The following is an 18,983-nucleotide window of genomic DNA, read 5'->3' as shown; positions in this document are numbered from 1 at the left end:
TCCCTCTCGCTCTCAGCTGACCGGATTGCGGGGTGTCTCGCCGCGAAGTACCCGCGCCACGTCGGCGACGACCGTCGTGCCCATCGCCGCGTTGGCGTCGTCGCTGGCCGCACCCACGTGCGGGGTGAGCACGACGTTCGGCGCGGTCATCAGCGGGCTGCCGGACGGCGGCTCGACGGCGAACGCGTCGACCCCGGCGCCGGTGAGGTGCCCGTCGCGCAGCGCGGCGGCCAGCGCGGCCTCGTCGACCAGGTCACCGCGGGCGGTGTTGATCAGGATCGCGCCCCGGCGCAGCGCGGCGAGCTCCGAGGAGCCGATCAACGGGGCTCCGGAGCCGCCGGGCAGGTGCAGGCTGACGGCGTCGGCGCGGGCCAGGCACTCGTCCAGGGACAGCAGCGGGACGCCGTCGGCGTCCGGGCCGGACAGGTACGGGTCGTGCGCGACGACCGTCATGTCGAAGCCGGCGGCGCGCCGGGCCACCGACCGGCCGATCCGGCCGAACCCGATGATCGCCAGGGTGCGCCCGGCGAGCTCCGGGCCGTAGAACCGCTCCCAGTTCCCGGCCGCGGTCGAGGCGTGCGCCTGCGGGATCCGGCGGGCCACCGCGAGCAGCAGGCCGAACGCCAGGTCGGCCACGGCGCCGGTGTTCGCCCCCGGGGTGTTGACGACCGTCACCCCGCGGGCGGTGGCGGCGGCGACGTCGATGTTGTCGACCCCGACCCCGTGCTTGCCCAGCACCTTCAGGTCGCCGGCGGCCTCGATCACCGACGCGGTGACCTCGTCCAGGCCGACGACGGCGGCGTCGACCCCGGCGAACAGCTCCGCCAGCTCGGCGGCCGGCAGCGGGTGCCGGTCGGTCCGGACGACGGCCTCGAGCCCGGCCTCCTTCAGCGCCGTCCACGGCGCGTCGGAGCGGGCACCGAAACTGGGGGTCGTGATCAGTACACGGGGCATGCGGGTCATCCTCCGAAGTCCACGCCGAGCGTGTCGAGCAGCGAGTAGGCGGCCAGCGCGGTCACCGCGACGCTGGAGAGCACCAGCGCGGCGGTGAGCAGCGCGTTCGAGCGGAAACGACGGTCCACCTCGGTCGTGCGCAGGTACCAGACGGCGACGACCACGGCGAGCAGGAAGATCCCGCCGGCGATCCCGCCGATCTGCACCATGAGCACCGGCGACTGGACGAGCAGGAAGCCCAGCGCCCAGACCGGGGGCATGGCCATCGTGAAGATCCGGATCCAGCGCTCGCGGGCGGCTCGGTCGGACCAGTCGAACACCCCGAGCAGGGCCAGGGTGTTGCTCCACAGCCGCGGCACGCTGGCGGTGGAGGCGACGAAGGTGGAGAACAGGACCGCGACCGCGCCGACCAGGAAGACGTACATCGCCCACTCGCCGAGCGTGTCGGTGTACATCCGGGAGAGCGTCGTGATCATCTCGTTGCCCGAGGGCACCAGGCCCTGCGGGTGCAGCACGGCCGCACCGATCACGAAGAACGACAGCGTGCAGATCGTGCACACCAGCCAGGACACGAACACGTCCAGCCGCATGACGCGCAGCCAGCCCTCGGCGCGCCGGGCCCGCTCCTCGGTGCCGTCGTCCGGCCCGGTCCAGCGGGCGTAGCCCTTCTCCAGGCACCAGTAGGTGTAGGTGGTCATCTCGTCGGCGCCGACGCCGGTGATGCCGAACATCGCGATCGCGAACCCGAGCGTGCCGGCCGGGATGAGGAACTCCATGCCCAGCGCGAGGTCACCGGGCCCGTAGCCGAACGGGGTGAGCGGCAGGCCGAGCGCGAGCGCGACGGTGATCAGCGTGAAGAGCACGACGGCGACGAAGCACGCCTTCTCGACGACGCCGTAGCGGTTGGTGCGCAGCATGAACAACACGCTGGCCGTGGTGATCACGGTCCAGGTGAGCAGCGAGGGGAACGACAGCGGCTCCCCGATCAGCGGGAACAGCAGCGACAGCGCCGCGACCGTGCCGCCGATGATGCCGCCGCGCTGCAGGATCTTCGCGCCGTCCATCAGGATCCAGAGCACGTTGATCCAGCTGACCCGGCCGATCCGCGGCGGGACCTGGGCGTAGCCCTCGAGCGCGGGCTTGCCGGTCAGGATCGCCCAGCGGGCGAGCTCCATCTGGACCCACACCTTGACCGCGGTGCTGACGATCACGAGCCACAGCAGGACGAACCCGGCCTTCGCGCCGAGTGCGGTCGTGGTGATCAGCTCACCGGACCCCACGACGGCGGCGGAGAGGATCAGGCCGGGGCCGAGGTGTCGCAGCCGTCCGCGGAAGGTCGTGGGCGGGGTGCGGACGTCGGCGGGGTCCAGCCGGTAGGGATCGTGCGCACCGGTGTGCGCGTCGGTCGTCGCCATCGACATCCGTCCTTGTCCGGGGGCGGGAAGGGCCGCGCCGGGCGGCCACCGGGGGAACGTGCAGGGCGCCGCAGCGCCGCGGCGACGATGGCACATCGTGCGTGATTCGCGCAAGACAACGACGCACCCGTCGCACGTTGCCCTCACGGCAATCCTTGCCAGAATGCGATCTGACGTGCTGTTATCCAGAAGTCGGCCGGATGCACTCGGCGAACGTTGTGCGCATATCGCGCAGAGAACCTCGCGTTCGCCGCGCATCTCATGCATGATGTGCACGGTTCCCGCATCGCTGCCCTGGCCGCGACCGCCCCGTCGAAGGAGGTGTCCCGTGTCCCGACAGCCCGTCCTCGTCCTCGCCGACGACCTCTCCGGAGCCGCCGAGACCGCGGCCGTCCTGGCCGTTCCGGGCGCGACCGCGACGATCCTGCTGGACCCGGACGCCGGCTACCGCGAGCCCGACGGCGGCGACGACGACCGCGACCACCACGGCGGTGCCGACCTGACCGTGGTCGACCTGCACTGCCGGACCGCCGCGCCGGCCGAGGCGGCCGCCCGTACCGAGCGCGCGCTCGACGCCGCCCCGGCCGGGACCCGCACCTTCGTCAAGATCGACTCCCTGCTGCGCGGCAACGTCGCGGCCGTGGTCGGCGCGCTCGCCGCGCGGGGCCCGGTCGTGCTCGCCGCGGCGCTGCCGGAGGCCGGACGGACGGTGTGCGACGGCGTCGTCCACCTCGACGGGGTGCCGCTGCACGCGACCACCGCCTGGCGGATGGAGCCGCACCCGCCCCCGGAGGACCTGCGCGCGGCCGCCGGGGTCACCGGCGCCGCGGTGCTCGGGGTCGCCACCCTGCGGGCCGGTCCGGACGCCGCGCTGGCCGCGGCGCTGCGGACGTCGCCGGTGGTGCTGTGCGACGCCGAGAGCGACGCGGACCTGGACCTGATCGCCGGCGCGGCCGCCGCGGCCGGGATCGCGACGGCCGGATCGGGCGGGTTCGCCGCCGCGCTCGGCCGGGCGACCGGACGCGCGGGACTGGACGGCGGTCCGGTCGCCGCCGGCCCGGCCCGGCCCGTGCTCGCCGTCGTCGGCTCGGCGGAACCGGCCGCGGCCCGCCAGGTGACCCGGCTGCTCGGCGCGGGCGCCGGCGAGCTGCGACGCCGCCCCGGTGATCCGCTGCCGGCCGCCGCGCACGGCGCGGGACGGCCGGGCGTCACCGTCCTGCGCCCGGACCCGGACCTGCGCGGCGACCCCGCCGCCGTCGCCGCCGACCTGGCCGCCGCCGCGGCGGTCCTGGCCGGCGGGCCGGACGGCCCGCACCTCGTCCTCACCGGCGGCGAGACCGCCCGCCGGGTGCTGGACGCGCTCGGCATCGACCGGCTGGAACCGCTGGGCCAGGTCGAGCACGGCGCGGTCCGCAGCCGGACGGCCGGCGGGCGCCAGGTGGTGACCCGCCCCGGAAGCTTCGGTGGTGACGGCTCGCTGGTCGCGATGACCCGAGCCGTCACCGCCGACCACGATCACACCCACGTCGAAGACCCGGTCCGGGAGAATCCACACCGGACGCAGCGATCGGAAGGCAGCCGCATGACCGCCACCGCCCCCCAGCCGCCGGTCCCCACCGGGACCGCCGCTCCCCTGCCCACCGTCGCCGTGACCATGGGCGACGCCGCGGGCATCGGGCCCGAGGTGATCGTCCCCGCGCTCGTGCACCCCGACGTCCTCGCGCGCTGCCGGCCGGTCGTGGTCGGCGACGCCGCGCGGCTGCGCCGGGCGGCCGAGGTCCTCGGGCACTCCGCGGAGATCGTGACCGTCGACGACGTGGAGTCCGCCGAGCCCGGTCCCGGCCGGGTCTGCGTGCTGCAGGTCGGCGAGCTGCCGGCGGACCTGCCGTGGGGCGCGGTCTCCGCCGACGCCGGTGAGGGCGCCTACCGCTACGTCGCGGCGGCCGCCGAGCTCGCCGTCGGCGGGCGGGTGCAGGCGATCTGCACCGCGCCGCTGAACAAGGAGGCGCTGCACGCGGCCGGGCACCGCTACCCGGGCCACACCGAGCTGCTCGCGTACCTCACCGGCACCGAGGAGGTGTCGATGATGCTGTCGACGCCGACGGTGAAGGTCGTGCACGTGACCACGCACATCGGCCTGATCGACGCCGTCGCGCGGATCGAGCCGGGTCTGGTCGAGCGGACCGTCCGGCGTGGACACGAGGCGCTGGTCCGGTCCGGGAACCCGACGCCGAGGATCGGTGTCTGCGGGATCAACCCGCACGCCGGGGAGAACGGCCTGTTCGGCTACGGCGAGGAGGACGAGAAGATCGTCCCCGCGCTGGAGGTACTGCGTGCCGACGGCATCGACGTGCACGGCCCGCTGCCCGCCGACACCGCCTTCTTCCTGGCCGGCCGGGGCGACTACGACCTCATCGTGGCCATGTACCACGACCAGGGCCACGGCCCGGTCAAGGTGCTGGGCATCGAGAACGGGGTCAACCTGACCGTCGGGCTGCCGGTCATCCGGACCTCGGTCGACCACGGCACCGCCTTCGACATCGCCGGTACCGGCAAGGCCGACCCGGGGTCGATGGTGGAGGCGCTGCGCCAGGCCGTGGAGCTGGCGTCGCGACCGGTAGCGTGAGGAGCATGCCGCCGCGCGGATCCGGTGCCCGCCGGGACGAGATCGTCCGGCTCGCGACGACGTCCGGCCTGGCCAGCGTCGAGGAGCTCTCCGGCATCTTCGACGTCACCGCCTCGACGATCCGGCGCGACCTCGCGCAGCTGACCGCCGAGGGCCGCCTCGCCCGCACCTACGGTGGCGCGATGGCGCTGTCCGCCCACCCGGAGACGACGCTGCGGCAGCGGATCGGCGAGGCGTTCGCGGCCAAGCGGGCCATCGCCCGGGTGGCCGCGGCCCTGGTCCGGCCGGGCGAGACGGTGCTGCTCGACGCCGGGTCGACGGTCGGCGCGCTGGCGCACGAGCTGCGCGGCGTCCCCGGCCTGACGGTGGTGACGACCGGGCTCACCGCACTCGGTGAGCTCGCCGACGCCGACGGCGTCACCGTGCACTGCCTGGGCGGCACGCTGCGCCCGGTCAGCCAGGGCTTCGTCGGCCCGATCGCCGAGGCGTCGCTCGAGCACGTCACGTTCGACCGCGCGTTCCTCGGCGCGGACGGCGTCACCACCGACGGTGGGCTGTGCGAGGCCGAGCTCGCCCAGACCCGGCTCAAGGAGCTGATGGCACGCCGGGCGTCGGCGGTCTACGTGCTCGCGCACGCCGACAAGCTCGGCCGCCGCCCGTTCCACGCGTGGGCCCGGCTCGAGCCGGGCTGGACGCTCATCACCGACCCGGACGCGGACGCGGCACAGCTCGCCGCACTCCGCTCGTCCGGCATCGCGGTGTCGGTCGCCGACATCGACGGCGCCGCCTGATCACCGACTGACGCCGGTCGCTCGCTCTGCGCGTTTCGCGCATCGAACGGTGTCCGTCATGCCCGTTTGTGATCTGCCTTGCTCGCCTGTGCGCGTAATACGCGCTCTGATCTGCATCTTGCGCGAAACACGCAGTCCATGCGAGCGTGAGACTCAGCGCGGGATCGGTGGTCTCCCACCGTTTCCACACTCCCCATTCGGAGGTCGACGATGACCCTGTACCGCCAGGCCGGCCCGCGGCTCGACCGCCGGGCGTTCCTGCGGTGGTCCGCACTGGCCGCCGCCGGGGTGGCGGCCGCCCCGCTGGCCGGCTGCGCCGGCCCCACCGGCGCCCCCGGCCCGGACACGCTCGTGCTCGGTCTCAACCGTTCGCTCGCGAGCCTGGACAACAAGCTCAACCAGTTCGACGCCGCCGTGACCGTGCAGCGCGCCGTCCGGCAGGCGCTGACCAAGGTCGGCCCCGGCCTGGTCGCCCAGCCGGTGCTCGCCGAGCGGTTCGAGCGCACCGCACCGACCGAGTGGACGGTCCGGCTGCGCGACGGCATCCACTACGCCGACCGCAGCCCGGTCACCGTGGAGGACGTCGCCGTCGCCCTGGAGTGCTACGGCGGCGTCGACGGCTCGTTCATCTCCAGCCTGTTCCCCGAGCTCCCGACGGTGCAGCAGATCGACTCCCGCAGCTTCGTCCTGCGGACCGTGCACCCGGTACCGGTGCTGGACCTGCTGATGGCCCAGATCCTGATCACCCCGGCCGCGGCGAACCGGCCCGAGCAGCTGCTCGACGGCATCGGCTCCGGCCCGTTCCGGGTCGCCTCCGGCGACGGCGGCACCGGTGACTACACGCTGGTCCGCAACGAGAACTACTGGGGCACACCGGCCGCGCTGGACTCGGTGCAGGTCCGCTTCGTCCCGGAGGAGTCGAGCCGGGTCGTCGCGCTGCGCTCCGGCGAGCTCGACGTGATCGACTCGATCACCCCGGACTCGGCCGAGCAGCTCGCCGGCCTGCCGTCCGTGCGGCTGGACCGGGCCCCGAGCACCCGCACCAACCAGCTCTTCTACAACTTCCGCAAGCCGGCCGGGCACCCGCTGGCCGACGCCCGGGTCCGGGAGGCGCTGAGCTTCGCGATCGACGGCGAGGCGCTGGCCCGCGACGTCCTCGTCGGCTCGGTGACCCCCGCGACGGGGCCGGTCGCCTCGGTGCTGACCGGCGCGGTCGACGTCGGCGAGTACCGCTACGACCCGGCGCGCTGCCGGCAGATGCTCGACGCCGCCGGGGTGACCGACCTGGAGCTGACGATCATCTGGGAGTCCGGGGAGTTCCCCGCCGACACCACGGTGATGGAGTCGGTCGCCGGGATGCTCGGCCAGGTCGGGGTCCGTACCCGGCTGCAGCAGTTCCAGCCGGGTGGCGACATCTCGGCCTGGCGGCAGGGCCGCGGCGGCGACTGGGACGTGCTGGGCAACGGCTTCGCCGGCCCGACCGGTGAGGCCGCGACCGTGCTGCAGGGCATGTACGGCGGCACCCCCGAGAAGGAGGCCACCCGGGACACCTACCAGGGCTACGTGGTCCCCGAGGTCACCCGCACACTCGACGCCGCCGCCGACGAGATCGACCCCGACCGCCGTCAGGCGGTGCTCGCCGACGCCCAGCGCAAGATCTGGGACACCTGGCCCTGCATGTGGGCGTTCGTGCCCGACGTCGTCCAGGCCAGCCGGCAACGCGTGTCCGGCATCGACCTGCTGCCGACGAACTCCTACGAGATCACCACGGTCGGGCTGGGGGCATCGGCATGAGCGCGGACACCACCACCGCACCCCCGCCCGCCACGGCGGGCCGTCGCGGGTCCTCGAAGGGCGCGGGGCTCGCCCGCTACGCCGCGATGCGCGTCGGGCAGGGCTTCCTGACCATCTTCCTCACCGTCTCGACGGTGTTCGTGCTGCTGCGCCTGGCCCCGGGCGACCCGGCCGCCGCCTACGCCGGGCCGAACGCGAGCCCGGAGGATCTCGAGCGGATCCGGACCCAGCTCGGCCTCGACCAGCCGGTGTTCGTCCAGTACCTGACGTTCCTGCGCAACCTGCTGGGCGGCGACCTCGGGACGAGCTACTCGTTCCAGGCCCCCGCCTTCGACGTCGTGCTGAACCGGCTCCCCTACACCATCACCCTGGCCGTCTCGGCGATCCTGGTGACCACGCTGGTCGCGGTACCACTGGGGGTCTGGATGGCCCGGCGGGCCGACACCGGCCGCGAGGTCGGCGCCAACGTGGTCACCATCGCGGGCCAGTCCATGCCGGACTTCTGGAGCGGCATCATGCTGCTCACCGTGTTCGCGGTGCTGATCCCGGTGCTGCCGGCGTCGGGCTTCGCGACCTGGTCCGGGCTGGTGCTGCCGACGCTGACCGTCGCGATCCTGCAGATCGCGCTGATCTCCCGGCTGGTGCGCCGGGAGATGACCGGCGCGCTCGCCTCGCCGTACCTCACCGTGGCGCGCTCCCGCGGCGCGTCGGAACGGTCACTGGTCTGGCGCTACGCGATGTCCAACTCGGCGATCCCGGTGCTGACCGCGCTCGGGACCCGGTTCGCGGCGATGCTCAACGGCGTCGTCGTGGTCGAGGTGGTGTTCTCCTGGCCGGGCGTCGGCTCGCTCGTCGTACGCGCCCTGGAGACCCGCGACTACCCGCTGATCCAGGCGACGGTGCTGGTCACCGCCGCGCTCGCGATCTCCGTCCAGCTGCTGATCGACCTCGCGTACCCGCTGCTCGACCCGCGGGTCCGGCTCGGAAAGGAGTCCGCGCGATGAGCACCACGCTCCCCACCCGGCCGGACGAGACCCTCGGCGAGCGCCCCTCGGCCGTCACCCCCGCACTCGCCGCGAGGTCCCCCGCGCACCGGCGCGCGCGGGCCGCCCGGGTCAAGATCTGGATCGGCGGCATCTGCAGCGCCCTGGTGGTGCTGCCGGTGCTGCTCGCGACGGTGCTGCCGCTCCCCGACCCGAACGCCCAGGACCTCTCCGCCCGGCGGCTGGCCCCACTCACCGACGGGCACCTGTTCGGGACCGACCAGCTCGGCCGCGACCTGCTGGCCCGGGTGCTGTCCGGCGGCCAGGTGTCGCTGACCGTCGGGATCCTGGCCGTCTGCGTGTCCGGCCTGATCGGCCTGGTGCTCGGGTGCCTCGCCGGGTTCCACGGCGGGTGGGTCGACGCGGTGGCGTCCCGGCTCGCCGAGGCGCAGCTGGCGCTGCCGCTGCTGATGATGCTGCTGCTCGTGGTCGCGCTGTTCGGCTCGTCGATCCCGGTGATCACCGCGGTGATCGCGATCGCGCAGTGGCCGGAGGTGTTCCGGCTGACCCGCTCGCTGGTGCTCGTCGAACGCGGCAAGCCCTACATCGACGCGGCCCGCACGCTCGGGCTCGGCCGGCTCGCGATCCTGCTCCGGCACGTGGTGCCGAACGTGGTCAAGCCGGCGTCGCTGGTCGTGCTCTTGCTGCTCGCCCAGGCGGTACTGCTGGAGAGCGCGCTGTCCTACCTCGGAGCCGGGCCGGAGCGCCCGTTCGCCACCTGGGGCCGGATCGTCTCCGACGGCCAGGACTACATCACCACGTCGTGGTGGATCGCCACGCTGCCCGGCCTGGTCATCGTGCTGCTGGTGGTCGGGGTGAACCTGCTCGGCGACGGGCTGCGCGACCGCTCCGGCGGCATCGGCCGGCCGAGGTTCCTCGGCCTCGGAGCTACTCGTGACGCCAAGGGGGCGAAGGCATGACACCGCTGCTGGAGGTCGCGGACCTGCAGGTGGAGCTGGTCACCGACCGCGGCGTCGTCCGCGCGGTCGACGGCGTCGGCCTGCACGTCGGCGCCGGCGAGACGGTCACCCTGATCGGCGAGTCCGGTTCCGGGAAGTCGACGACGGCGATGGCCGTGCTCGGGCTGCTGCCCACCGGCACCGCCGTCGTCACCGGGGTGGTCCGCTACGCGATCGACCCGGACGCCACGCCGGTGGACGTCCTCACCACGCCGAAGGCGCTCGCCGCGGTCCGCGGCCGCGGGGTGTCGCTGATCCCGCAGGACCCGATGACCGCGCTGTCCCCGGTGCACACCGTCGGCTCCCAGCTCGGGCACGCGATCCGGCTGCGCTCCCCCGGGCTGTCCCGCACGCAGATCCGCGACCGCGGCATCGAGCTGCTCGACCAGGTGCACGTCCCGCGACCCGAGAAGCAGTGGCAGGCCTACCCGCACCAGCTCTCCGGCGGGATGCTGCAGCGGGTCCTGATCGCGATCACCCTCGCCGGTGAGCCGCGGCTGCTCGTCGCCGACGAGCCGACCTCGGCCCTCGACGTGACCGTGCAGGCCGGGATCCTCGACCTGCTGCTGGAGCTGCAGGAACGCACCGGCATCGGGATGCTGCTGATCACCCACGACCTCGGCGTCGCGCGGCTGGTCTCCGACCGGATCCACGTCATGCGCTCCGGGGTGTTCGTCGAGTCCGGCGAGGTGGAGCAGGTCGTCGGGAACCCGCGCTCGGACTACACGCGGAAGCTGATCGCCGCCGTCCCCAGCCTGGAAGGGGCATCCGCATGAGTACGAGCACCGGCACGGCCGCGACCCCGCACCTGCAGGTCCGCGGCCTCACCGTCACCTTCGGTGACTTCACGGCCGTGGACGGGGTGGACCTGTCCGTCGACCACGGTGGCTCCCTGGCCGTGGTCGGCGGGTCGGGTTGCGGCAAGTCGACGATCGCGCGCTGCCTGGTCCGGCTGATCCGGCCCACGGCCGGGTCGATCGAGCTGGACGGCGTCGACGTCGCGCAGCTGCCCGAGCGCAAGCTCCGCCCGCACCGCCGGAAGATCCAGATGATCTTCCAGGACCCGTACGGGTCGCTGGACCCGCACCTGACCGCCGGCCGGATCGTCGCCGAGCCGCTGGCCGTGCGCGGGATCGGCGGCCGGGCCGAGCGGGAGCGGCGCGCGGTCGAGCTGCTCGACCGGGTCGGGCTGCCGGCGAGCGCGGCGGCCCGGCGACCGTCGGAGTTCTCCGGCGGACAGCGCCAGCGGATCGGCATCGCCCGGGCGCTGGCCAGCGACCCCGAGCTGCTGGTGTGCGACGAGGCCACCTCGGCGCTCGACGTCTCGGTTCAGGCCCAGGTGCTCGACCTGCTGCGCGAGCTGCAGCGCGACACCGGCCTGACCTTCGTCGTGATCGCGCACAACCTCGGCGTCGTCCGGGAGATCACCGACCACATCGTCGTGATGTCGCACGGGAAGGTCGTCGAGACCGGCCGCACCGCCGACGTGCTCGACTCCCCCTCGCACGAGGTGACGCAGCGGCTGCGGGCCGCCGCGCTCGACCCGGCCCGGATCTCCGGGCGCAAGCCGCGGGCCGCGCTGGCCGGCGCCGTCCCGGGCGCGGCCCGGTGAGCGCCGCACCGACCTCGACGACCACGCCGGCCGAGCTGCCCGGCCCCACCGACGGCGTCCTGCGCCCGCACGACGGCGAGCCGGACCGGCGCGACGCGCTGCTGCCCGCCCCGGACGTGCAGAACCACGCCGCGAACCTGATGGAGCTGCCCGGCGGCGACCTGGCGTGCGTGTGGTTCGCCGGTACCCAGGAGGGCGTGCCGGACATCGGCGTCCGCTTCTCCCGGCTGCCCGCCGGCGGCGAGCGGTGGACCGACCCGGTGACGCTGTCCGACGACGGCGCGCGGTCCGAGCAGAACCCGCTGCTGTTCGTCGCCCCGTCCGGCACGGTGTGGCTGCTGTGGACCGCGCAGATCGCCGGCAACCAGGACACCGCCGAGGTCCGCGTCCGCACCTCCGGCGACGCCGGGGTCACCTGGAGCGCGCAGCGCACCCTGTTCCCGGCCGGGCCGGCCGGCGGGGTGTTCGTCCGCCAGCCGGTCGTGGTGACGTCGACCGGACGGTGGCTGCTGCCGATCTGGCACTGCGTGACCCCGCCGGAGGGCCGCTGGGTCGGTGACCTCGACACCTCCGCGGTGATGGTCTCCGACGACGACGGGGCGACCTGGCGCGAGGTCGCGGTGCCGGACAGCACCGGGCAGGTGCACATGAACGTCGTCGCCCGGCCGGACGGCACGCTCGCCGCGTTCTACCGCAGCCGCCGGGCCGACGCGGTGCACCGCTCGGTCTCCACCGACGACGGCGAGAGCTGGTCGGTGCCCGAACCGGTGGAGCTGCCGAACAACAACTCCTCGGTCCAGGTCGTCGGCCTGCCCGACGGGCGGCTCGCCCTGGTCGGGAACCCGAGCTCGCGGGCGGACGCGACCGACCGCCGGGCCTCGCTCTACGACGAGATCTCCGACTCCGGTTCGGTCGGCGACGCCGGCTCCGCCGACGCGCTCCGGGAGGGCGCGTTCTGGGGCGCACCCCGGGCCCCGATGACCCTCGCGATCTCCGACGACGGCGGCGCCACCTGGCCGGTCCGCCGCGACCTGGAGACCGGCGACGGGTTCTGCCTGGTCAACGACTCGCGCGGGAAGCGGAACCGGGAGTTCTCCTACCCGAGCATCCGCGCCGGGGCCGACGGCGGGCTGCACATCGCCTACACCTACTACCGGCAGGCGATCCGGTACGTGCACCTGGCCGCCCCGGATGCCTGATCCGGCGCCGCACGCGCTGGTCACCGGCGTCAGTTCCGGGATCGGCGCGGCGGTGGTGGAGCGGTTGCTGGGGCGGGGCTGGCGGGTGACCGGGCTGTCCCGCAGCGCCCCGCCGCCCCGGGACGGGCTGGAGTGGATCGAGGCGGACCTGTCCGACCCGTCGTCGGTGCCCGGCGTCGTCGCCGGGGTCGGGGCCCTGGACGCCGTCGTGCACGCCGCGGGGCTGCAGCGCACCGGCCGGCTCGGCGCGCTCGACCCGGCCGCGGGGGAGCACATGTGGCGGGTGCACGTGGCCGCGGCCGCCGAGCTCGCCGGCGCGTTGCTGGACCGGATCGCCGACGGCGGCCGGATCGTGCTGATCGGCAGCCGGACCGCCGGCGGGTCGCCCGGCAAGAGCCAGTACGCGGCGACCAAGGCCGCACTGGAGGCGATGGCCCGGTCGTGGGCCGCGGAGCTGGTCGGGCGGCGGATCACGGTGAACGTCGTCGCGCCCGGGCCGACGGACACCCCGATGCTCGCCGATCCGGGACGGGCCGCGACCCCGCCGATCGTGCCGCCGCTGGGCCGTCGGGTGCGTCCGGGCGAGGTCGCCGCGCTCGTCGAGCTGCTGGTCGGGCCGGACGGTGGGGCGATCACCGGGCAGACGATCACGGTGTGCGCGGGGATGTCGCTGCCGCGCTGAGCCTTCGTCAGAGCCCGGCCCTGCGCCGGGTCTCCGCGGTTGTCTCGTCCGGGGAGGCCGGCTCGCCGGTGCGAAGCTCTGCGGCGCGGCGGACGAGCGCGTCGAAGCGGTCCGGATCCCGTTGAAGCACGGCGACCCGGCGCCAGCGTTCGAGCATCGCGAACAATCCGGTGAGATCCAGGTTGTCGCGAGCCGTCGCCAGCTCATCGGCGTAGGCGGCGTCGAACCTGGTCCGGTCCTCGGGGATGAGCGCGGCCCGGATCGTTCGGGGCGATGCTCCGCGCCGCAGCGAGCCGTCCGGGACGGTGTCGTCCACCGAGTAGGTCGCGCTCATCGGCGCATCGTAGCGCCCGGAGCCTCCGGTCCGGCCCGGTTCAGCGCGGCCGCAGGACGTAGCCGGTGTAGCCGTACTCGGTGCCGAACTCGGCGCGGACCTCGATCTCCCGGCCCACCTCGGCCAGCGCCGCCGGATCCACCCCCTCCTCGCGCAATTGCGCGATCCGGTGCGCGAGCGGGCGGTAGTAGGCGTCCCAGTCGGCGTCGGGCAGCAGGTAGACGGCCTGCACCAGGTACCCGGCCCGCTGGGCGGCCTCGACGTTGCCGGCCGTCGTGCGCATCCCGGGGTAGCCGGGGTCCCAGAAGGCGCGCGCCCCCGGTGACGGGTCGGTGGTCGTCCACTCGGCCTCGGTGAGCACCAGCGCGCCGCCCGGGGCGAGCAGCCGCCGCCAGGACGCCAGCGCCGCGTCGAACCCCATGATGTAGGCGGCGCCCTCGGACCAGACCAGGTCCGCGGAGCCGTCTGCCAGCGGCAGGTCGTCCATCGCGGCGACCACCGTCCGGACCCGGTCGCCGAGCCCGGAGATCGCCGCGCGGCCGTTGAGCCGCTCCAGGTACGGGCCGTGCGCGTCCACCGCGACGACCTGGCCGCCGGTCGCGGCGGCCAGCGGCAGCGTCGCGGGCCCGGTGCCGGACCCGATGTCGACGATCCGCGGCGCGTCGGGCAGCGCGCCGACCAGCTGCAGCAGCAGGGCCGTCGTCTCCTCGGAACCGGGTGCCTCGCGGGGCAGGTCCTCGTGGGCGGCCCGGAAGGCGCGCTCGAGTGCGGTGCTCACGTGGGTGGATGATGCCCCGCCCAAGGCCCTCGGCGCAGCCGGGTTCACCAGGCATGATGACGGGGTGCACGTCGACACGGTCCTGCTGACGATCCCGCCGCTGGTGGTCTACCTGCTCTGCGCGGGGATCGTCGGGGTGGAGAGCATCGGCGTACCGCTGCCCGGTGAGATCGTGCTGGTCGGTGCCGCGCTGCTGGCCAGCCGCCCGGGCTCGCAGGTCGACCCGGTGGTCCTCGCCGCCGCGGCCGCGGCCGGTGCGGCGGCCGGCGACTCGATCGGCTACGCGGTCGGGCGCCGCTACGGCACCGGGCTGCTCGAGCGGTTGGGCCGGCGCTTCCCGCGCCACCTGGGCCCGGCGCACCTGGCGGTGGGCCGCCGGGTGTTCGACCGGCACGGTGTCTGGGCCGTCCTGTTCGGACGGTTCGTCGCGATCCTCCGGATCTTCGCCGGGCCACTGGCCGGGGCCATGCGGATGCGTTACCCCGCCTTCCTCGCCGCCAACGTCACCGGCGCGGTGCTGTGGGCCGGCGGGACGGTCACCTTGATCTACACCATCGGCATCGTCGCCGAGACCTGGCTGAAGCGGTTCTCCTGGATCGGACTCGTCCTCGCCCTCGTGACCGGGTTCCTGGTCTCCCGGCACGTCAGCAGGCGGGTCGAGCGCGCCGCGGCGGCGGAGCAGGCCGGGTGAGCGGGCCCGACGTGCCCGCGCTCGCCGTCGCCGAGCGCGCCGACCTGGCCGGGCTGCTCGAGGACCTCACCCCCGACCAGTGGGAGGCCGGGTCGCTGTGCACCGGGTGGCGGGTGCGCGACGTCGTCGCCCACCTGATCGGCTACGAGGGCATGGGCGCCCGGGAGACCCTGTCCTGCGCGGTGCGCGGCCGGTTCGGCCTGGGGCGGATGAACGCGCTCGTGGTCGCCGACCGGGCCGGGTGGCCCACCGGCGAGCTCGTCGCCGACGTGCGGCGGCACCTGCGACCGCGCGGTGTCACGGCGCTGTTCGGCGGCCGGATCGGGCTCACCGACGCGCTGATCCACCACCAGGACATCCGGCGTGCCCTCGGCCTGCCGCGGGTCGTGCCGGCCGAGCGGCTGGCCGTCGTGCTGCCCTTCACGCTGTTCGCCCCGCCGCTCGGGGCCCGGCGCCGGGTGCGCGGGCTGCGGCTGGTCGCCACCGATCTCGACTTCCGGTCCGGCGACGGCCCGGAGGTCACCGGACCGGCCGAGGCCCTGGTCATGGCCGCGGCCGGGCGGGCGGACGCGCTCGGCGAGCTCACCAGCCCCGGAGCAGACGCACTGGCTAGGCGGCTGCGTAGCGGGTCAGCGTGACCCCGTTCGAGAACGACGTCGCCTCCAGCAGCCGTAGCCGGTCGGCCGACCAGCCGTCCGGGAACAGCCGGCGCCCCCGGCCCTGCACGACCGGGTAGCCGAACAGCCGGAACTCGTCCACCAGGCCCGCGGCGATCAGCGTGTGGCACAGGCTGACGCTGCCGGTGACGACGATGTCCTGGCCGGGCTGCTCCTTGAGCGCGGCGACGTCGTCGACCGGGTCGCCGGACAGGATCGTCGAGTTCTTCCACTCCGGGTCGGTCAGCGTCGACGAGACCACGTACTTGGCGACCTGGTTCAGGAACTCGGTGACGCCGGTGGTGTCGTCGGTCTGCTCGGGCCAGTACCCGCGGAAGTCGGTGAAGGTGCGCCGGCCGAGCAGCACGGCGTCACAGGTGGCGTCCTGCCGGTGCATCGCGGCCTGCAGGTCGTCCGCCGAGTCGGTGGGGTCGAACCAGTCGCCGAGCATCTCCACGGCGCCGTCGACGGTGATGTTCTGGGTGATGGCCAGCGTGCGCATGGGCCGCTCCTTCGGGTCGTCGTCCACAGGGCCGACCGCGCACATCGTGAGAACTCATCGGAAACGCCCTAACCTGCCCCGGTGCGCCGATTCGTCCCGTTCATCCTGCTGCTCGCAGTACTCGGCGCGGGGTGCGCGGCGCCGTCGTTCCCCGACCTGCCGGGCACGATCTCCGGTGCGTGGTCGGGCCGGGTCATGGAGCCCGGCTCGCCGCGGGAGGTCGAGGTGACGTTCACACCGGACGGCGGCGGCTCCCTCGTCGTCCCGGCCGAGGGGCCGGACGCGACCCCGGTCCAGGACGTCGGCGTGCGGGACGGCGTCGTCACCTTCACCGTCCCCGACCTGCCGGGCGACGTCCGGTTCGAGGGTGCGCTCGGCGCGGGGAGCATCGACGGGACGTGGACGCGGGCCGGCGAGGAACTGCCCCTGGTGCTGGAGCCCGGCTCGCTCCGGCCCGGGCCGGACCGCCCGCAGGAGCCGCGGCCGCCCTTCCCCTACCGCGTCGAGGAGGTCGGGTTCGACAGCGGCGACATCGCGGTCGGCGGGGCACTCACCGTCCCGGACGGCGACGGGCCGTTCCCGGCCGTCGTCCTGATCTCCGACCGGGGGACGCGGGACCGCGACGCGACCCAGTCGACGCACCGGACGTTCCGGGTGCTCGCCGACGCCCTCACCCGGGCCGGCTACGCGGTGCTGCGCACCGACGGGCGCGGCGTCGGCGGCACCGGCGGATTCGTCGAGGACACCGGCTACCCGCAGCTGGCCGGCGACGTCGCCGCCGGTGCGGAGTTCCTGCGCGCGCGGCCCGAGATCGACGGCGGGCGGATCGGGTTGCTGGGGCACGGCGAGGGCGGTTACCTCGCCCCGCTCGCCGCCCCCGACGCCGGCGCCGCGTTCGCGATCCTGCTGGCCTCGCCCGCGATGGACGGCGCCGCCGCCACCGAGCTGGAGGCCCGGGAGCGGCCGGCGGCGAGCGAGGCGTCCCTGGGCGAGGTCGAGGAGAGCCGGACCCTGAGACGCCGCCATCTCGAGCTGATCCGGACCGGCGACGACGACGGCATCCGGGCGCTGTGGCGCGCGTGGTTCGAGAAGCAGCGGGCTGCCGGTCCGGGAGAGCAGCTCGAGGATCCGGCCGAACTCGCCGAGCGCTTCGTCCCCGGCCCGTACCGGCGCTCGTACCTCCTGCACGACCCGGCCCCGTCCCTGCGCGCCCTGGACGTGCCGGTCCTCGCCGTCTACGGCGGCCGGGACCCGCAGGTCCCGGCCGCGCGCAACGAGCCGCTGATGCGGGACCTGCTCTCGGCGAACCCGGTGGCGACCGTCCGGACGTTCCCCGGGCTCAACCACCTGATGCAGCCGGCCGGGACCGGCGACCCCGACGAGTACACCCGGATCCCGACGACGATCGACCCCGAGGTGCTCGACGCGGTCGCGGACTGGCTGGACGAGTACGTCGGGTCGTGAGGGTCAGTCCCCGGACACGGTGATCGCCGTCGCCGGGCATCCCGTGGCCGCACGGCGCACCTTCTCGTGCTGCGCGGGCGGCGGGTGCGCGTCGAGCAGCTCGACGATCGCGTCCGAGTCGCGCTGGTCGAACACCTCCGGCGCGGTGAGCAGGCACTGCCCGGAGCCGACGCAGGCGTGCTGGTCCACCTCGACGTCCATGATGTCTCCCTTCATCTCGAGACCGTCACCACGCGACCGGCAGGCTGCGGACGCCGCCGGTGAGGTGGTCGGTGCGGACGTCGAGGTCGTCGAGCCCGACGGCCAGGCGCAGGTCCGGCAGCCGGCGCGCGAGCGTGGCGAACACGGCGTGCAGCTCGGTGCGGGCCAGGCTCGCGCCGATGCAGAAGTGCGGGCCGTGGCCGAACCCGACGTGCCCGCGTTCGGAGCGGTCGGGGTCGAACTCCTCGGCGTCGGCGAACACACCCGCGTCCCGGTTCGCGGCGTTCACCGAGATGATCACCGCGTCGCCGCGGCGGATGGTCACCCCGGCCATCTCGACGTCGGTGTGCGCGTAGCGCAGCAGGCCCAGGTCCCCGGGAGCGCCGAGCCGCATGACCTCCTCGATGACGGCCTCGATCCGCCCGTCCGGGTCGGCCGCCAGCGCGGCCCACTGGTCGGGCCGGGTGAGCAGGAACAGCATGCCGAGCCCGATCCGGTTGACCGTCGTCTCGTGCCCGGCGAACAGCAGGCCGACGCAGAGCCGGATCATCTCCGGGTAGCCGAACGTCGGGTCCTCCTCCTGGGCGCGCACCAGGTCGGTGATCACGTCCTCGCCCGGGTCGGTCCGCTTGGCCTCGGCCAGGCCCGCCATGTAGGTGCCGAACTCCACCAGCGCCTCGTGCGCGTCCTGCCCGGAGTAGGTCGCCATCCGGTCCGACAGCGCGCGGAAGTGGTCACGGTCGGACTCCGGCACCCCGAGCAATCGGCAGATCACCGCGACCGGCAGCGGGAACGCGAGGTGGGCGTGCAGGTCGACGACCCCGTCCGGGGCCCGGTCGTGCGCGGAGAGCATGTCGTCGACGTAGCCGTCGACCAGTTCCTGCACGTGCCCGGACAGCGCGCGCATCCGCTTGGCCGAGAACGCCGGGGTCAGCAGCCGTCGCATGCGGGTGTGGTCGGCCTCCTCGGACTCGTAGTCCCCGCTCGGGCCGTCCTGGACCGCCGCCGTGCTGATCCGCGACGCCTGCTCCGGCTCCGGGTGCGATCGGCCGAACCGCTTGTCCCCCAGCAACTCGCGGACCTCGGCGAACCGGGTCGCCAGCCACGCCGGATCGCCGGCCGGAGTGGTCACCGGCGCGATCGGCGCCTCGCGGCGCAGCACCTCGTAGAACGGCGCGAGGTCGAGCAGGTTCGGGCGGGCGAAGGGCATCTGCGGACGCTCGGGGGTGACGGTCATGTCCCCGACGGTACGGTTTTCTGGCAGTTACCGCCAATAAAGATG

General features: G+C 74.3%; 19 protein-coding genes. 12 read left to right on the top strand and 7 right to left on the bottom strand.

Going from position 1 to position 18,983, the window contains the following annotated elements:
- Window positions 1-12: 12 nt before the first annotated feature.
- Window positions 13-954, bottom strand: coding sequence for a phosphoglycerate dehydrogenase (locus WIS52_RS22145; RefSeq protein WP_349300245.1), 942 nt, complete (start codon window positions 952-954; stop codon window positions 13-15).
- Window positions 955-959: 5 nt separating this feature from the next.
- Window positions 960-2,369: an Nramp family divalent metal transporter gene (locus tag WIS52_RS22140; protein WP_349300244.1), complete on the bottom strand. Its 1,410-nt coding sequence runs from the start codon at window positions 2,367-2,369 to the stop codon at window positions 960-962.
- A gap of 328 nt (window positions 2,370-2,697) precedes the next feature.
- On the opposite strand from WIS52_RS22140, the gene pdxA reads away from it, so the two are divergent.
- The 9 genes from pdxA to WIS52_RS22095 all read left to right on the top strand — a co-directional run bounded on the left by pdxA (window position 2,698) and on the right by WIS52_RS22095 (window position 13,075).
- On the top strand, window positions 2,698-4,995 hold the full coding sequence (gene pdxA, locus WIS52_RS22135; RefSeq protein WP_349300243.1) for a 4-hydroxythreonine-4-phosphate dehydrogenase PdxA: 2,298 nt from the start codon (window positions 2,698-2,700) through the stop codon (window positions 4,993-4,995).
- 5 nt (window positions 4,996-5,000) lie between these two features.
- Window positions 5,001-5,786: a DeoR/GlpR family DNA-binding transcription regulator gene (locus tag WIS52_RS22130; RefSeq protein ID WP_349300242.1), complete on the top strand. Its 786-nt coding sequence runs from the start codon at window positions 5,001-5,003 to the stop codon at window positions 5,784-5,786.
- Window positions 5,787-5,996: 210 nt separating this feature from the next.
- Window positions 5,997-7,580: an ABC transporter substrate-binding protein gene (locus WIS52_RS22125; protein WP_349300241.1), complete on the top strand. Its 1,584-nt coding sequence runs from the start codon at window positions 5,997-5,999 to the stop codon at window positions 7,578-7,580.
- Window positions 7,577-8,584 carry an ABC transporter permease gene (locus tag WIS52_RS22120; protein WP_349300240.1) on the top strand — a complete coding sequence of 336 codons (1,008 nt, stop codon included), beginning with the start codon at window positions 7,577-7,579 and terminating at the stop codon, window positions 8,582-8,584. The genes WIS52_RS22125 and WIS52_RS22120 overlap by 4 nt, the downstream gene beginning before the upstream one ends.
- The gene (locus WIS52_RS22115) at window positions 8,581-9,543 is read left to right on the top strand and encodes an ABC transporter permease (RefSeq protein ID WP_349300239.1); all 963 of its coding nucleotides are present in this window, start codon (window positions 8,581-8,583) and stop codon (window positions 9,541-9,543) included. Before WIS52_RS22120 ends, WIS52_RS22115 begins: the two co-directional genes overlap by 4 nt.
- Window positions 9,540-10,358, top strand: coding sequence for an ABC transporter ATP-binding protein (locus WIS52_RS22110; protein WP_349300238.1), 819 nt, complete (start codon window positions 9,540-9,542; stop codon window positions 10,356-10,358). Before WIS52_RS22115 ends, WIS52_RS22110 begins: the two co-directional genes overlap by 4 nt.
- Window positions 10,355-11,194 (top strand): ABC transporter ATP-binding protein, encoded by an 840-nt coding sequence (locus WIS52_RS22105; protein ID WP_349300237.1) that lies wholly within the window; start codon window positions 10,355-10,357, stop codon window positions 11,192-11,194. Before WIS52_RS22110 ends, WIS52_RS22105 begins: the two co-directional genes overlap by 4 nt.
- Window positions 11,191-12,393: a sialidase family protein gene (locus tag WIS52_RS22100; protein ID WP_349300236.1), complete on the top strand. Its 1,203-nt coding sequence runs from the start codon at window positions 11,191-11,193 to the stop codon at window positions 12,391-12,393. The genes WIS52_RS22105 and WIS52_RS22100 overlap by 4 nt, the downstream gene beginning before the upstream one ends.
- Entirely contained in the window at window positions 12,386-13,075 is a 690-nt protein-coding gene (locus WIS52_RS22095; RefSeq protein WP_349300235.1) for an SDR family NAD(P)-dependent oxidoreductase, read from the top strand. The genes WIS52_RS22100 and WIS52_RS22095 overlap by 8 nt, the downstream gene beginning before the upstream one ends.
- A 7-nt stretch (window positions 13,076-13,082) precedes the next feature.
- Here the strand turns inward: WIS52_RS22095 and WIS52_RS22090 are convergent, their stop codons facing one another.
- Together WIS52_RS22090 and WIS52_RS22085 are read right to left on the bottom strand one after the other, a co-directional pair.
- On the bottom strand, window positions 13,083-13,409 hold the full coding sequence (locus WIS52_RS22090) for a DUF6247 family protein (RefSeq protein ID WP_349300234.1): 327 nt from the start codon (window positions 13,407-13,409) through the stop codon (window positions 13,083-13,085).
- Between the two features lie 40 nt (window positions 13,410-13,449).
- Window positions 13,450-14,187 (bottom strand): class I SAM-dependent methyltransferase, encoded by a 738-nt coding sequence (locus WIS52_RS22085; RefSeq protein ID WP_349300233.1) that lies wholly within the window; start codon window positions 14,185-14,187, stop codon window positions 13,450-13,452.
- Window positions 14,188-14,251: 64 nt separating this feature from the next.
- On the opposite strand from WIS52_RS22085, the gene WIS52_RS22080 reads away from it, so the two are divergent.
- Window positions 14,252-14,878 (top strand): DedA family protein, encoded by a 627-nt coding sequence (locus WIS52_RS22080; RefSeq protein WP_349300232.1) that lies wholly within the window; start codon window positions 14,252-14,254, stop codon window positions 14,876-14,878.
- Window positions 14,875-15,516, top strand: a complete 642-nt coding sequence (locus tag WIS52_RS22075) for a maleylpyruvate isomerase family mycothiol-dependent enzyme (protein WP_349300231.1) — start codon at window positions 14,875-14,877, stop codon at window positions 15,514-15,516. Before WIS52_RS22080 ends, WIS52_RS22075 begins: the two co-directional genes overlap by 4 nt.
- On the opposite strand, the gene WIS52_RS22070 is transcribed toward WIS52_RS22075, so the two are convergent.
- The gene (locus tag WIS52_RS22070) at window positions 15,488-16,036 is read right to left on the bottom strand and encodes a dihydrofolate reductase family protein (protein WP_349300230.1); all 549 of its coding nucleotides are present in this window, start codon (window positions 16,034-16,036) and stop codon (window positions 15,488-15,490) included. The genes WIS52_RS22075 and WIS52_RS22070 overlap by 29 nt on opposite strands.
- A gap of 81 nt (window positions 16,037-16,117) precedes the next feature.
- On the opposite strand from WIS52_RS22070, the gene WIS52_RS22065 reads away from it, so the two are divergent.
- The gene (locus WIS52_RS22065) at window positions 16,118-17,500 is read left to right on the top strand and encodes an alpha/beta hydrolase family protein (RefSeq protein ID WP_349300229.1); all 1,383 of its coding nucleotides are present in this window, start codon (window positions 16,118-16,120) and stop codon (window positions 17,498-17,500) included.
- Window positions 17,501-17,503: 3 nt separating this feature from the next.
- Here the strand turns inward: WIS52_RS22065 and WIS52_RS22060 are convergent, their stop codons facing one another.
- Window positions 17,504-17,716, bottom strand: a complete 213-nt coding sequence (locus WIS52_RS22060) for a ferredoxin (RefSeq protein ID WP_349300228.1) — start codon at window positions 17,714-17,716, stop codon at window positions 17,504-17,506.
- A 10-nt stretch (window positions 17,717-17,726) separates the two neighbouring features.
- A complete protein-coding gene (locus WIS52_RS22055; RefSeq protein ID WP_349300227.1) occupies window positions 17,727-18,938 on the bottom strand; it encodes a cytochrome P450 in 1,212 nt (403 codons plus the stop codon).
- Window positions 18,939-18,983 lie beyond the last annotated feature (45 nt).

Origin of the sequence: Pseudonocardia nematodicida (genome assembly GCF_040105385.1) — a bacterium.
Classification (GTDB): Bacteria; Actinomycetota; Actinomycetes; order Mycobacteriales; family Pseudonocardiaceae; genus Pseudonocardia; species Pseudonocardia nematodicida.
Note: the sequence above shows the minus strand (reverse complement) of the source record. Positions and strands in the feature narration are given on the sequence as shown.